Source organism: Micrococcus sp. 140720015-1, assembly GCF_053627595.1.
In genome coordinates, this window is record NZ_JBSEYC010000001.1 from 676676 (window position 1) to 691308 (window position 14633).

A 14633-nucleotide genomic window follows, 5' to 3' on the forward strand; every position below is an offset into this window, starting at 1 on the left:
CCGGACATCCGGCCCGACTCGGGGACTCGAGGCGCCGCATAGATATTCCGTGCAACGCATATCTACGCTAGGCTGGGGTCATGACCCACACCGTCGCCGTCTCCGGAGCCAGCGGCTACGCCGGGGGAGAGGCCCTGCGCCTGCTCGCCGGCCACCCGTCCGTCACCGTCGGAGCCATCACGGCCCACTCCAACGCGGGGGAGCGCCTCGGTCCCCTTCAGCCTCACCTGCACGCCCTGGCGGACCGCGTCCTCGCCGAGACCACCGCGGACGTCCTCGCCGGTCACGACGTCGTGATCCTCGCGCTGCCCCACGGGGCCTCCGGGGCGCTCGCGGCCGAGATCGCCGAGCGCTCCCCGGACACCCTGGTGATCGACGCGGGCGCCGACCACCGCCTCGAGTCCGCCGCGGACTGGGAGGCCTTCTACGGCACCGCGCACGCCGGGACCTGGCCCTACGGCCTGCCCGAGCTGCCCGGTCAGCGCGAGCGACTCGCCGGCACCCGCCGCATCGCCGTCCCCGGGTGCTACCCGACCACCTCGATCCTCGCCCTCGCGCCCGGCTTCGCCGCGGGGCTGCTCGAGCCGCAGGACGTGGTGATCGTCGCCGCCTCGGGCACCTCCGGGGCGGGCAAGGCGCTCAAGCCGCACCTGCTCGGCGCCGAGGTCATGGGCGGGATGAGCCCGTACGGCGTCGGCGGCGGGCACCGGCACACCCCGGAGATCGAGCAGGGCCTGGCCCAGGCGGCCGGCGAACCGGTCCGCGTCTCCTTCACGCCCACGCTCGCGCCGATGCCGCGCGGCATCCTCGCGACGGCCACGGCGCGGCTGCGCCCCGGTGTCGCCGCCGCGGACGTGCGCGCCGCATGGGCCGCGGCCTACGGCCGTGAACCCTTCGTGCACCTGCTCCCCGAGGGGCAGTGGCCCACCACGAAGGCGGTCCTCGGCTCCAACCATGTGCAGCTGCAGCTCGCCGTGGACGAGCGGGCCGGCCGCGTGATCGTCTGCGCGGCGCTCGACAACCTCACCAAGGGCACGGCCGGCGGCGCCGTGCAGTCCATGAACATCGCCCTGGGCCTGCCGGAGCAGGCGGGGCTCGAGCAGCAGGGGGTCGCGCCGTGAGCGTCACCGCAGCACAGGGGTTCCGGGCGGCCGGCGTCACCGCGGGGCTGAAGGCCTCGGGCGCGCCCGACGTCGCCGTCGTCGTCAACGAGGGCCCGCGCGACGCGGCCGCCGCCGTCCTCACCGAGAACCGGGTGGCGGCCGCCCCCGTGGTCTGGACCCGCCGCGCCGTGCGGGACGGCCGCGCGACCGCGGTCGTCCTGAACTCCGGCGGGGCCAACGCGGCCACCGGCGCCGAGGGCCTCGAGGACGCCCATCGCACCGCCGAGCACGCGGCCGCGGCCCTCGGGACCGCCGCCGACGACGTGCTCGTCTGCTCGACCGGCCTCATCGGCGAGCGCCTGCCGATGGACACCCTCACCGCGGGCGTGTCCGAGGCGGTCGCCGCCCTGAGCCCGGACGGCGGCGAGGACGCCGCCGTCGCGATCAAGACCACGGACACCGTGGCCAAGACCGCCGTGGCTCGCGGCGAGGGCTTCACCGTGGGCGGCATGGCCAAGGGCGCGGGCATGCTGGCACCCGGCATGGCCACCATGCTCAGCGTCATCACCACGGACGCCGACGTCCCCGCCCCCGCCCTCGACGCGGCCCTGCGCGAGGCCGTGCGCGCCACCTTCAACCGGGTCGACTCGGACGGGTGCATGTCCACCAACGACACCGTGATCCTGCTGGCCTCGGGTGCGTCCGGGACCGTGCCCGATCCTGCGGCGTTCGCCGCGGCCCTCCACGAGGTCTGCGCGGACCTGTCCCGCCAGCTCGTCGCCGACGCCGAGGGCGCCCGGCACGACATCGCCGTGCGCGTGGTCCACGCCGAGACCGAGGAGGCGGCCGAGGCCGTCGCGCGCGCCGTCGGCCGCTCCAACCTGTTCAAGACCGCGATCTTCGGCCAGGACCCGAACTGGGGACGCGTGATCGCCGCCGTCGGCACGGTCCCGGAGTCGGTCGCCGCCTTCGACCCGTACGCCCTCGACGTGCGCTTCAACGGCGTCCAGGTGTGCCGCGCCTCCGGTGTGGGGGAGGACCGCTCCCGCGTGGACCTCTCGGCCCGCGAGGTGCTCGTCGAGGTCGACCTGCACGCCGGCGACGCCGAGGCCACGGTCTGGACCAACGACCTGACGCACGACTACGTCCACGAGAACTCCGCCTACTCCACGTGAGGACCCCCAGCATGAGCCCGCACACCGACCCGGCCACGGCGGCCGCACCCGTCCTGTCCACCGCGGACCGGCTCGACCGTGCCGAGTCCAAGGCGGAGGTCCTCGTCGAGGCCCTGCCCTGGATCCGGCGGTTCGCCGGAACCGTCATGGTCGTCAAGTACGGCGGCAACGCCATGGTCTCGGAGGAGCTGCGCCGGGCGTTCGCCGAGGACATCGTGTTCCTGCACCACGTGGGGGTCCACCCCGTGGTGGTGCACGGCGGTGGCCCGCAGATCAACGCGATGCTCGACCGCCTCGGCATCGCGTCCGAGTTCCGCGGCGGCCTGCGCGTGACCACCGAGGAGGCCATGGACGTGGTCCGCATGGTGCTCACGGGGCAGGTGGGCCGCCAGCTGGTCGGCCTCGTGAACTCCCACGGCCCGTACGCCGTCGGCTTCTCCGGCGAGGACGCGGGGCTGCTGCGCGCCCGCCGCACGGGCGCCGTCGTGGACGGGCAGGAGGTGGACCTCGGCCTCGTGGGCGAGGTCACCGGCGTCGACCCGACCGCGATCCTCGACGTGATCGAGTCCGGGCGGATCCCCGTGGTCTCGTCGGTCGCCCCCGAGATCGACGACGACGGCGAGCCCACCGGGCAGGTCCTCAACGTCAATGCGGACACCGCCGCCGCGGCCCTGGCCGCCGCCCTCGGCGCCGCGAAGCTCGTGCTGCTCACCGACGTCGAGGGCCTCTACGCGGACTGGCCGGACCGCGACTCCCTCATCAGCTCGCTCACCGCCGCCCAGCTGCGTGCGCTGCTGCCCTCCCTGGCCTCCGGGATGATCCCGAAGATGGCCGCGTGCCTGGCGGCCGTCGACGCCGGCGTGCAGCGCGCCCACGTCGTGGACGGCCGCCGCCCCCACTCGATGCTGCTGGAGGTCTTCACCTCCGCGGGCGTCGGCACCCAGGTGGTGCCCGACGCCGAGCCCACCGCCCCGACCACCCCCGAGGAGGACGCATGAGCACCGACCAGTCCGCGCTGCTGGAGCGCTACCACGCCGCCCTGACCGGAGTCTTCGGCCGCCCCGCCCGCGTGCTCCTGCGCGGCGAGGGGGTCCACGTGTGGGACACCGACGGCCGGCGCTACACGGACCTGCTGGCCGGCATCGCCGTGAACGCGCTCGGCCACGGCCACCCGGCGCTGGTGCGGGCGGTGTCCGAGCAGATCGCCACGCTCGGCCACGTGTCCAACCTCTTCACCTCCGAGCCGCAGATCCGCCTGGCCGAGCGCCTGCTGGAGCTGGCCGGCGCGCCCGCGGGCTCCACCGTGTTCTTCGCGAACTCCGGCACGGAGGCCAACGAGGCCGCGTTCAAGCTCGCCCGCCGCCACGGTGCGGACGACCCGTCCGGCCGCCGGACGCGGGTGATCGCGCTCGAGCGGGCCTTCCACGGCCGCACGATGGGCGCCCTCGCGCTCACGCACAAGGAGGCCTACCGGGCGCCCTTCGAGCCGCTGCCCGGCGGCGTGGAGCACGTGCCGGGCGGGGACGCCGCGGCCCTGCGGGCGGCCCTGGCCCCGGACGACGACGGCGCCACCGTCGCCGCCGTCATCCTCGAGCCGGTCCAGGGCGAGGCCGGCGTGCACGGCTGGCCGGCCGGCTACCTGGCCGAGGTGCGGGCCGCGACCCGCGAGGCCGGCGCCCTGATGGTCCTCGACGAGGTGCAGTCCGGCGTGGGCCGCACCGGCACGTGGTTCGGCTTCCAGAACCCGGCCGTCACCGGTGCGGCAGAGCCGGTGGTGCCCGACGCCTTCACCCTGGCGAAGGGACTGGGCGGCGGCGTGCCGATCGGGGCGCTCGTGTGCGTCGGCCCCGCCGTCTCCGGGCTGCTCACCGCCGGCCAGCACGGCACCACGTTCGGCGGCAACCCCCTGGCCACCGCCGCGGGCCTGGCCGTGCTCCAGACCGTCGAGGACGAGGGCCTGCTCGGCCACGTCCGCGCCGCGGGCGAGGCCGTGGCCGCCCTGCTGGAGGACCTGCCCGAGGTGGCCGCGGTGCGCGGTCACGGCCTGTGGATCGGCGTCGACCTGGCCGACCCCGCGGGACCGGCCCCGGCCGGCGGGCTGGCCCCCGCCGTCGTCGCCGCCGGCCTCGAGGCGGGCTGGATCCTCAACGCCACCGGCCCGTCCACCCTGCGCCTGGCCCCGCCGCTCACCGTGCCCGTGGCCGAGCTCGAGCGCTTCGCCGCGGCTCTGCCCGGGCTCGTGGCCGCCGCCCTGACCCCCGCCGAAGGAGACCGCCCATGACCCCCGCCACCGCCGTCCGTCACTTCCTGGTGGACACGGACCTCACCCCGGCCGAGCAGGCCGAGGTGCTCGACCTCGCCGCGCAGATGAAGGCCGACCGGTTCCGGCACCGCCCGCTGGCCGGGCCCCGGACCGGCATCGTGTTCTTCGACAAGACCTCCACGCGCACCCGCGTCTCGTTCGCGGCCGGCATCGCCGAGCTCGGCGGGACGCCGCTGATCGTGAACCCGGGGGAGTCGCAGCTGGGCCATAAGGAGTCCGTGGCGGACACGGCCCGCGTGCTGGAGCGGATGGTCGGCGTCATCGTCTGGCGCACGTTCGCGCAGGCCGGCCTCGAGGAGATGGCCGCCCATTCCTCGGTGCCAGTGGTCAATGCGCTCAGCGACGACTACCACCCCTGTCAGATCCTCGCCGACCTGCTGACGGTGCGCGAGCACCTCGGCGGCGTGGCGGGCCGCACTCTGACGTATCTGGGGGACGCGGCGAACAACATGGCCCACTCGTATCTGCTCGGCTGCGCGACGGCCGGCATGCACGTGCGGGTCGCCGGCCCCGAGGGGCACCTGCCTGCCGAGGACGTCGTGGCCGCCGCTCGACAGCGGGCGGCGGAGACGGGCGGTTCCGTCCTCGTCACGACGGACGCGGCCGAGGCCCTGGCGGGCGCGGACGTCGTCGTGACCGACACGTGGGTGTCCATGGGCCAGGAGGAGGAGAAGGAGGCCCGCCTGGCGCTGTTCCGGGACTACCAGGTGGACGCCGACGCGATGGCGCGGGCGGCCGACGACGCGATCTTCCTGCACTGCCTGCCTGCGTACCGGGGCTACGAGGTCACGGCTGAGGTCATCGACGGGCCGCGGTCCGTGGTGTTCGACGAGGCCGAGAACCGCCTGCACGCGCAGAAGGCTCTCATCGCCTGGCTGCTGTACCGCTCCGGTCTGGCCGAGGAGCCGCGCTGATGGCCGCCCCCACGACGAAGATCGCCCGCCAGGCCGCGATCCGGGAGATCCTGGCCACCCGGGGCATCCGCTCCCAGGCAGAACTCTCGGACGCCCTGGGCGATCGCGGGCTGTCCGTCACCCAGGGCACGCTCTCGCGGGACCTGGTGGACCTCGGCGCGGTGCGGACGCGCGGGCCGGCCGGCATGGTCTACGCCCTGCCGGCGGAGGGCGACGACGGCGCCGTGCCGGGCCGCGGCTCGGACGCGCAGGTGAACCGGCTGGCGAGCATGGCCCGCGAGCTGCTCGTCTCCGCCGAGCCCACCGCCAACCTCGTGGTCCTGCGCACGCCCCCGGGCGCGGCGCAGTTCCTGGCCAGCGTGATCGACCAGGCGCGCGTGGAGCACGTGATGGGCACGATCGCCGGCGACGACACCATCCTCCTCATCACCACGGGGACCACGTCCGCCCCGGCCGTCGCGGCCCACCTGCTGGGTCTGGCGGGCTAGCCGACCCGTCCGGCCCCGCCCGCGCGGGTGAGGGGCACCAGACACGAGGAAGGCCCCCGCCGACGGCGGGGGCCTTCCTCGTGTCGTACCGGTCCGGGGGACCGGTCAGGCGTCTCAGGCCTGCGGCAGGACGAGCTCCTGGCCGACGTAGATCACGGCGGCGTCGGAGACGGCGCCCTTGTTGGCCTCGTAGAGGGCGGTCCAGCCACCCTCCACCTCGTACTCGTTGGCGAGCTTCCAGAGGGAGTCACCGGACTTGACGACGATGGTCTCGGCCTCGGCGACGACGGCCTGCTCGGCGGCAGCGGTCTGCTCGGCGGCGGCAGCCTTCTGAGCGGCAGCCTTCTCCGCGGCGGCGGCACGCTGGGCGGCGGCCTTGTCAGCGGCAGCCTGCTCGGCGGCAGCCTGCTCAGCGGCCCAGCGCTCGGCAGCAGCCTGCTCAGCGGCGGCCTGCTCGGCAGCAGCCTCCTCAGCGGCGGCCTCGTCGGCGGCAGCCTGCTCAGCGGCGGCCTCGTCGGCGGCGGACTGGCGCTGCACGGTGGCGGTGCGCTCCACGGCGACCGGGGCGGCCTCGGTGGCGTCCACGTCACCGGCGTCCGCGTCAGCCTGGGTCAGGCCCAGCTTCTGCGAGCACAGCGGCCAGGCGCCCCAGCCCTGCAGGTCCTGGAGGATCTCGGCGCGCTTGATCTGCTCGGCCTTCGAGGCCTGGTGCGGGTAGCCCTCGCCGCCGACGGCCTGCCAGGAGGACAGGGTGAACTGCACGCCGCCGTAGAAGCCGTTGCCGGTGTTGATGTCCCAGGTGCCGTTGGACTCGCACTCGGCGAGGCGGTCCCAGGTGTCCACGGTGGCGGCCTGGGCCGGGGCGGAGAAGCCCACGGCGGCGGCGCCGGCGAGGGTCATGCCCGCGACGATCGAGGCGGTGGCACGGCGGGAGCGGGTGGCGGAAGTGGTGAAGAGAGTCATGGTGTCCATGGCGAGTCCTCGCTGAGCGGCGGCCGAGGCGCACCGGGGTCGTCCTTCTCCTTGGTCGGGTCATGCCCTCCGTCGGTTCGAGACGACCCAGCAGCGGGCGACCGTCGGAGGGGGTTCGATGCCGTGGCCTCCCCGTCCCCGACCTCTCGGTCAGATCACGGTTCGATCACGAATCGGCTACGGAAGAGTCAACGACGGGAGCCCCCCTCGCGTCAAATCATGGGTCGACGAATTCTTGCTCGTCCGTCTCAAATTTGAGATTGGATGACGAATCGCTCTCTGGGGCGGGGGCGTGTGGACGAAATGCGGGCCGCGGGGGGAGTGTGGTGGCATGGTGTCTGACTGAATGATGTGGACGACCTCCGTCACAGGGGCGTGGGCGAAGGTCACGATCGACGGTCGAGGCCGTGACCTGAGTCGCGTTCGACCCGGGCTTCGAGCGCGGGGCGATGGTTGCGGGCGGCCGTCGCCGTAGGCACGGAGAGGCTGCGCGGGGTCCACCGGGAGCTAATATTCCGTCAGTTGCATATTTATTCAAGACCCGGGTAGGATCGCCACCGAGCACGCCTCCGACGGCCACGTGCCGCGCTCGGAGACGCCCCCCTATATAAAGAGGAGAAATCGTGAAGGAACGCATCATCCTTGCCTACTCGGGCGGCTTGGACACCTCGGTGGCCATCGGCTGGATCGCCGAGGCCACGGGCGCCGAGGTCGTCGCCGTCGCGGTCGACGTGGGCCAGGGGGGCGAGTCCCTCGAGACGATCCGCCAGCGCGCCCTGGACTGCGGCGCCGTCGAGGCCTACGTCGCCGACGCGCGTGAGGAGTTCGCCGAGCAGTACTGCATGCCCACGCTCAAGGCCAACGCCCTCTACATGGGCGCCTACCCGCTGGTCTCCGCGATCTCGCGTCCGGTCATCTCCCGCCACCTGGTCGCGGCGGCCCGCCAGTTCGGCGCCTCGACGGTGGCGCACGGCTGCACCGGCAAGGGCAACGACCAGGTCCGCTTCGAGGTCTCCATCCAGACCCTCGGCCCCGACCTGAAGTGCATCGCCCCGGTGCGCGACCTCGCCCTGACCCGCGAGAAGGCCATCGAGTACGCCGAGCGCAACGACCTGCCGATCGTCACCACGAAGAAGAACCCGTTCTCGATCGACCAGAACGTGTGGGGCCGCGCCGTCGAGACCGGCTTCCTCGAGGACATCTGGAACGGCCCCACGAAGGACGTCTACGACTACACGGACGACCCCGCCTTTCCGCCGGCGCCGGACGTGGTCACGATCGCCTTCGAGCGCGGCGTCCCCACGGCGCTCGACGGCCGCGCGCTGAGCCCGCTGGAGATCATCGAGGAGCTCAACCGCCGGGCCGGTGCCCAGGGCGTGGGCCGTATCGACATCGTCGAGGACCGCCTCGTGGGCATCAAGTCCCGCGAGATCTACGAGGCACCGGGCGCCATGGCGCTGATCGCGGCCCACCGTGAGCTCGAGAACGTCACCTTGGAGCGGGAGCAGGCACGCTTCAAGAAGCAGGTGGACCAGCGCTGGACCGAGCTGGTCTACGACGGCCAGTGGTACTCCCCGCTGAAGCGGAATCTGGACACGTTCATCGACGCCACCCAGGAGCACGTCAACGGTGAGATCCGCCTGGAGCTCCACGGCGGCCGCGCCACGGTGCAGGGCCGTCGGTCCGAGACTGGCCTGTACGACTTCAACCTCGCCACGTACGACGAGGGTGACTCGTTCGACCAGTCCTCGGCCCGCGGGTTCATCGACATCTTCGGCTTGTCCGCGAAGACGGCCTCGGAGCGCGAGCAGCGCCTGCGCGGCGGTGACGACCTCCAGGACGTCGCCCGCCTGTCCAACGACTGACCCCGCACGCCCCGTGCACGACGGCGGCCCGCCCGCAACCGGGCCGGCCGCCGTCGGCCTGCCACCGACCTCGAGGAGACCTTCGATGACCGAGAACACCGACGCCCGCCACGGGACCAACGAGGGCGCCCTGTGGGGCGGCCGCTTCGCCGGCGGCCCTTCCGAGGCGCTCGCCGCGCTCAGCAAGTCCACGCACTTCGACTGGCGCCTGGCGCCCTATGACATCGCCGGCTCCCGTGCCCACGCCCGGGTGCTGCACACCGCCGGTCTGCTCAGTGCGGACGACCTGGACGGGATGATCGCGGCCCTCGACCGGCTCGAGGCGGACGTGCGTTCCGGTGCCTACACTCCGGCGGCATCCGATGAGGACGTGCACGGCTCGCTCGAGCGCGGCCTCATCGAGCGGGCCGGTCCCGAGCTCGGCGGCCGCCTGCGGGCCGGCCGATCCCGCAACGACCAGGTCGCCACCCTCGGCCGGATGTTCCTGCGCGACCACGCCCGCATCATCGCGCGGGGCGTGATCGCCACGGTGGACGCGCTGCTCGATCAGGCGCGGGCGCACCCGTACGCGCCGATGCCGGGCCGCACCCACCTGCAGCACGCGCAGCCCGTCCTGCTCTCGCATCACCTGCTCGCGCACGCCTGGGCGTTCGCACGGGACCTGCAGCGGCTCATGGACTGGGACGCACGCGCGGCCGTCTCGCCGTACGGCTCCGGGGCCCTGGCCGGCTCCTCCCTGGGTCTGGACCCGAACGCCGTGGCCACCGAGCTCGGCTTCGAGTCGGCCGTGTGGAACTCGATCGACGGCACCGCCGCCCGCGACGTGTACGCGGAGTTCGCGTGGGTCGCCGCGATGGTCGGCGTCGACCTGTCCCGCATCTCGGAGGAGGTCATCTTCTGGGCCACCAAGGAGGCGGGCTTCGTGAAGCTGCACGACGCGTACTCCACGGGGTCCTCGATCATGCCGCAGAAGAAGAACCCGGACGTCGCCGAGCTGGCCCGCGGCAAGTCCGGCCGCCTCATCGGCGACCTCACGGGGCTGCTGGCCACGCTCAAGGGCATGCCGCTGGCCTACAACCGGGACCTGCAGGAGGACAAGGAGCCCGTCTTCGACGCCGCGGACACCCTCGAGCTGCTGCTGCCCGCCGTCTCCGGGATGATCGCCACCCTCGAGTTCCAGACGGAGCGCATGGCGGAGCTGGCCCCGCAGGGCTTCGCGCTGGCCACCGACGTCGCCGAGTGGCTCGTCCGCCAGGGGGTCCCGTTCCGCGAGGCCCACGAGCTGTCGGGTGAGGCCGTGAAGGCGGCCGAGGCCCGGGGCGTGGAGCTGTGGGACCTCACGGACGAGGAGTACGCCGCCATCTCTCCGGCGCTGACCCCGCAGGTCCGCGAGGTGCTCAGCACGGAGGGCTCGCTCGCCTCTCGCGACGCCCAGGGCGGGACCGCGCCGACGGCCGTCGCGGCGCAGATCGGGGCGCTCGAGGACGCCCTGGAGCCGCTGCGTCGCTGGGCCGACACGCCGGGCTCCGTCGTCGAGGCCCGCTGACGCGGTCGCCGGCCGGGTCGGCGTCGGCCGGACCGGACGCGGCGGTGCCCCCAGGGCACCGCCGCGTCACCCGCCGTTCACCGCGGTCGGCGTAGGATGGGTGGTCACTTTTCCGCCGGGCGGGCCGCAGCGTGGTCCGCCCCTCACCGCACCGCGAGGGCCCCCGATGACCGATACCGTGTCCGTCCGCCAGTCCGAGCTCGACCTCGAGCGGGGTCGGGTCGCCGAGCGGTACGCCCGCCTCGACGCCCTGCGTGAGGAGAAGGAGCGCCAGCTCGCGGCCGTGCGCCGGACCGGCCCGCAGGGATCGCTGCAGAACCACTCCGAGCGCGACGCCTTCGCCAGCCTCTACGAGGACCGGCTCGCCCAGCTCTACGCCGTGGACGACCGCCTCGTCTTCGGGCGGCTCGACCTCGACGCCGAGCGGGAGGGTGGGGCCGACGAGCAGCGGTACATCGGGCGCATCGGCCTCACCACCGAGGACCACGAGCGCCTCCTCGTCGACTGGCGCGCGGCCGAGGCCGGGGCCTTCTACCAGGCGACGGCGGCCCACCGGGGCCGCGTGCGCCGTCGTCGTCACCTGATGCTGCGGGGGCGCGAGGTGCGCGACCTCGAGGACGACATCCTGGACCCGTCGCTGCTGGGCGAGGGCGGCGTGCGCGCCGGTGCCCAGGGTGCGCTGCTGGCCGCCGTCACCGCCCGACGCACGGGACGGATGGGGGACATCGTCGCCACGATCCAGGCGGAGCAGGACGAGGTGATCCGCGCGCCCCTGCCCGGGGCGGTCGTGGTCCAGGGCGGGCCGGGCACGGGGAAGACCGCCGTCGCCCTGCACCGCGCGGCCTACCTGCTGTACACCCACCGGGAGCGCCTCGCGCGCTCGGGAGTGCTGATCGTCGGCCCGTCGACCGCGTTCATGCGGTACATCGAGCGGGTGCTGCCCTCGCTGGGCGAGACCGGTGTCGTGATGTCCTCGCTGGGGACGCTGATGCCGGGTGTGCGGGCCGTCCCGGAGCGGGACCTCGACGCGGCGGCGGTGAAGGGCCGGCTGGACATGGTGGACGCCGTCGCCCACGCGGTCGCGCAGCGCCAGCGCCTGCTCGTCGAGCCGCGGCGCCTGATGATCGACGGCACGGCCGTCAAGCTCAAGCCGGCCATGGTCCGGCGCGCCCGGGACAAGGCGCGGGCCACCCGCAAGCCCCACAACGAGGCCCGGGTGACGTTCGTGAAGATCCTCGTCCGCGAGCTCGCGGAGAAGCTGCGCAAGAAGCTGGAGAAGTCCTCGGGCGCCCCGGTGCAGCGTGACCTCCTGCTGGAGGACGTGCGCACCTCGCGCGACGTGCGCATCGCGCTCAACCTCTGCTGGATGCCGCTGACGCCGGAGAAGCTGATCGGCGACCTCCTCACCCGGGAGGACCTGCTCCGGGCGGCCGCCCCGTGGCTGTCCGACGCCGAGGTCGGCGCGCTCGTGCGGCCGGCCGGCGCCCCCTGGACCGAGGCCGACGTGCCCCTGCTGGACGAGGCGGCCGAGCTGCTCGGACGCCTCGAGACCCCGGGCCGGGGCGGTGAGTCCGCGGCCCAGCACGAGCGCAACCTCGAGAACGCCCGGGCGTCCCTGGAGAACATGCACCAGACGCTCGCGGACCTGGGCGTCGACGGCGTCGTGGACGCCGAGCAGCTGGCCGCGGCCAATGAGTCGCGCGGGGTGCGACGGACCACCGCCGAGACCGCGGCCCACGACCGCACCTGGACGTACGGGCACGTGGTGGTGGACGAGGCCCAGGAGCTCTCTCCGATGCAGTGGCGCCTGCTGGCTCGCCGCTGCCCGATGAAGTCGTTCACCATCGTGGGCGACATCGCGCAGTCCTCCCGTCGCGACGCGGCCGGCTCGTGGGCGTCCGTCCTCGCCCCGGAGTTCGGGGACCGCTGGCGCCTGGCAGAGCTGACCGTGAACTACCGTTCGCCGGCGCGCGTGATGCGCTGGGCCGCGCAGGTCGCGCGCGCGGCCGGGCTCGAGGTCTCCCATCCGCGCGCCGTGCGCGAGGGCGACCATCGCCCGCGTCTGGTGACGGAGCCGGGCGGTGAGGTCGCGGCCCTGGCCCTCGAGGCGGTCGAGGCCGAGCGGGACCGTGTGCCCGAGGCCCTGACCGCCGTGATCGCCCCCGCCGGGCGGACGGGGGAGCTGCTCACGGTCCTCAGGGGGCGGTGGGGGGAGGCGGCCGTGGACACCGCGCCGCTGCCCGGCGTCGAGATCGTCGTCGCCACCCCGTGGGAGACCAAGGGACTGGAGTTCGACACCGTCGTCCTCGTCTCGCCCGAGCGGATCGTGGCCGATGCGCGCGGCGTGGTGGGCGATCTGTACGTGGCGATGACCCGCGCCACCCAGTCCCTGTCCGTCGTCGCCGGGACGGACGCGGCCGCGTTGCCGGCCGGGCTGGCGGACGTCCCGGAGTGAGCCCCGCGGGCGACGTCGCACGTGCGCGGCGTCGCGGAGGCGCGCGGGCGCGTCGCTAGGCTGGGGGCCATGGCACCCCAGAACGAGGAGCGCGCGGCCCGACTGCGCGCACAGGCGAACGACCCGAGTTTCGAGAACGTCTGGCAGGAGCTGCGCTGGCGCGGGCTCGTGCACGTCTCGACGGACGAGGCCGCGCTGGAGCAGGCGCTGGCCGGGGAGCCCGTCTCGTATTACTGCGGCTTCGACCCGACGGCTCCGTCCCTCCACCTGGGACACCTGGTCCAGCTGCTCACCCTGCGCCGCCTCCAGCTCGCCGGCCACCGGCCGTACGCCCTCGTGGGCGGCGCCACCGGCCTCATCGGCGACCCGCGGCAGTCCTCGGAGCGCGTCCTGAACTCGCAGGAGACCGTGGCGGCGTGGGTGGAGTCGCTGCGCGCGCAGATCGAGCCGTACCTCTCCTTCGAGGGGGAGAACGCGGCGACCATGGTCAACAACCTGGACTGGACCGCGGGCATGAGCGCGCTGGACTTCCTGCGGGACGTCGGCAAGAACTTCCGCGTCGGCACGATGGTGAAGAAGGAGATCGTGGCCAAGCGCCTGAACTCTGATGAGGGCATCTCCTACACCGAGTTCTCCTACCAGGTGCTGCAGGGCAACGACTTCCTCGAGCTGCACCGCCGACACGGCGTGACCCTCCAGACCGGCGGCTCCGACCAGTGGGGCAACCTCACCGCCGGCACCGAGCTGATCCGCAAGGTGGAGGGGACCCACGCCCATGCGCTGGGCACACCGCTGATCACGAACGCGGACGGCACCAAGTTCGGCAAGTCCGAGGGCAACGCCGTCTGGCTCGACGCGGAGATGTGCTCCCCGTACGCCTTCTACCAGTTCTGGCTCAACACGGCGGACGCGGACGTTGTCGACCGGCTCAAGGTCTTCACGTTCCTGACCCGCGCGGAGATCCAGGAGTACGCGCAGAAGGTGGCCGACGAGCCGTTCCGCCGGGAGGCCCAGAAGCGTCTGGCGTGGGAGGTCACGGCGCTGGCCCATGGAGAGGAGACGACGACGAAGGTCATCGAGGCCTCCCAGGCGGTGTTCGGAGGCGGGGACCTCACCACGGTGGACCCGGACACACTGACCGCCGTGCTGGCCGAGCTGCCGCAGGCCGACCGGACCCAGTGGGAGGGGGAGCCGGGCACCGTGACCGCGGTCGAGCTGCTGGTCTCCACCGGGCTGGTCGCCTCGCGCTCCGAGGCGCGTCGGACGGTGCGCGACGGCGGCGCCTCGGTGAACAACGTGCGGGTGACGGATGCCGACCAGGTGTTCACCCGAGACGACGCCTTCGCCGGCCGACACCTGCTGGTGCGCCGGGGCAAGAAGAACATGGCGGGTGCGGACCTGGGGGAGGGCTGACCACAGCCGCAGACCACCGGTGTCCACCGTGAGTCGCTGGACGTGACCGAGGACACGACGGGCGGCGCCGGCGAAGGAGCCGCCCACGGAAGGAGCACAGGGCCCCGTTCCCCGCAGGATTCCGCGGAGAACGGGGCCCTCCTTCGTTCCCGGACGTCGGGTGTCACCCCTGATTTTGTGTTCGGTGGGATTCGTGTGTAGAGTTCCATCTCGTGCTCAAGACGCCGACCGGGTGACCGGGAGGCGGGGTGAAGAACACAGAATCCGCGGATTCATGCCGAGAATGGCAGGTCCAGGGCGGGTGGTGCTCACCGGGTGCGCGGCCGGCAGTGATGCGGGTCGGGATTCCTGAAGAAGATGATCTGGTTTGACGGCCGGG

11 protein-coding genes are annotated in these 14633 nt (G+C 73.4%); 10 read left to right on the top strand and 1 reads right to left on the bottom strand.

What is annotated here, in order from left to right:
• Positions 1 to 80: 80 nt before the first annotated feature.
• The 6 genes from argC to argR are packed head-to-tail and all read left to right on the top strand — an operon-like array spanning position 81 to position 6003.
• On the top strand, positions 81 to 1121 hold the full coding sequence (argC, locus tag ACUXPL_RS03150; RefSeq protein WP_454181877.1) for an N-acetyl-gamma-glutamyl-phosphate reductase: 1041 nt from the start codon (positions 81 to 83) through the stop codon (positions 1119 to 1121).
• Entirely contained in the window at positions 1118 to 2278 is a 1161-nt protein-coding gene (gene argJ, locus ACUXPL_RS03155; protein WP_454181879.1) for a bifunctional glutamate N-acetyltransferase/amino-acid acetyltransferase ArgJ, read from the top strand. The genes argC and argJ overlap by 4 nt, the downstream gene beginning before the upstream one ends.
• Positions 2279 to 2289: 11 nt before the next feature.
• Complete coding sequence (gene argB / locus ACUXPL_RS03160) at positions 2290 to 3276, top strand: acetylglutamate kinase (protein WP_454181881.1); 987 nt, start codon at positions 2290 to 2292, stop codon at positions 3274 to 3276.
• On the top strand, positions 3273 to 4559 hold the full coding sequence (locus tag ACUXPL_RS03165) for an acetylornithine transaminase (protein ID WP_454181883.1): 1287 nt from the start codon (positions 3273 to 3275) through the stop codon (positions 4557 to 4559). The genes argB and ACUXPL_RS03165 overlap by 4 nt, the downstream gene beginning before the upstream one ends.
• On the top strand, positions 4556 to 5515 hold the full coding sequence (gene argF, locus ACUXPL_RS03170) for an ornithine carbamoyltransferase (RefSeq protein WP_454181885.1): 960 nt from the start codon (positions 4556 to 4558) through the stop codon (positions 5513 to 5515). The genes ACUXPL_RS03165 and argF overlap by 4 nt, the downstream gene beginning before the upstream one ends.
• Positions 5515 to 6003 carry an arginine repressor gene (argR, locus tag ACUXPL_RS03175; RefSeq protein ID WP_454181887.1) on the top strand — a complete coding sequence of 163 codons (489 nt, stop codon included), beginning with the start codon at positions 5515 to 5517 and terminating at the stop codon, positions 6001 to 6003. The genes argF and argR overlap by 1 nt, the downstream gene beginning before the upstream one ends.
• Positions 6004 to 6117: 114 nt before the next feature.
• Here argR and rpf read toward each other — a convergent pair whose 3' ends face one another.
• Positions 6118 to 6975 carry a resuscitation-promoting factor Rpf gene (rpf, locus tag ACUXPL_RS03180; protein WP_454181889.1) on the bottom strand — a complete coding sequence of 286 codons (858 nt, stop codon included), beginning with the start codon at positions 6973 to 6975 and terminating at the stop codon, positions 6118 to 6120.
• A 623-nt stretch (positions 6976 to 7598) separates the two neighbouring features.
• On the opposite strand from rpf, the gene ACUXPL_RS03185 reads away from it, so the two are divergent.
• The 4 genes from ACUXPL_RS03185 to tyrS all read left to right on the top strand — a co-directional run bounded on the left by ACUXPL_RS03185 (position 7599) and on the right by tyrS (position 14254).
• Positions 7599 to 8840, top strand: coding sequence for an argininosuccinate synthase (locus ACUXPL_RS03185; RefSeq protein WP_020625386.1), 1242 nt, complete (start codon positions 7599 to 7601; stop codon positions 8838 to 8840).
• Between the two features lie 85 nt (positions 8841 to 8925).
• The gene (gene argH, locus ACUXPL_RS03190; RefSeq protein ID WP_180535781.1) at positions 8926 to 10386 is read left to right on the top strand and encodes an argininosuccinate lyase; all 1461 of its coding nucleotides are present in this window, start codon (positions 8926 to 8928) and stop codon (positions 10384 to 10386) included.
• Between the two features lie 166 nt (positions 10387 to 10552).
• Entirely contained in the window at positions 10553 to 12841 is a 2289-nt protein-coding gene (locus tag ACUXPL_RS03195) for a HelD family protein (RefSeq protein ID WP_454181892.1), read from the top strand.
• A 69-nt stretch (positions 12842 to 12910) separates the two neighbouring features.
• Positions 12911 to 14254, top strand: coding sequence for a tyrosine--tRNA ligase (gene tyrS / locus ACUXPL_RS03200; RefSeq protein WP_454181894.1), 1344 nt, complete (start codon positions 12911 to 12913; stop codon positions 14252 to 14254).
• Positions 14255 to 14633: the final 379 nt, after the last annotated feature.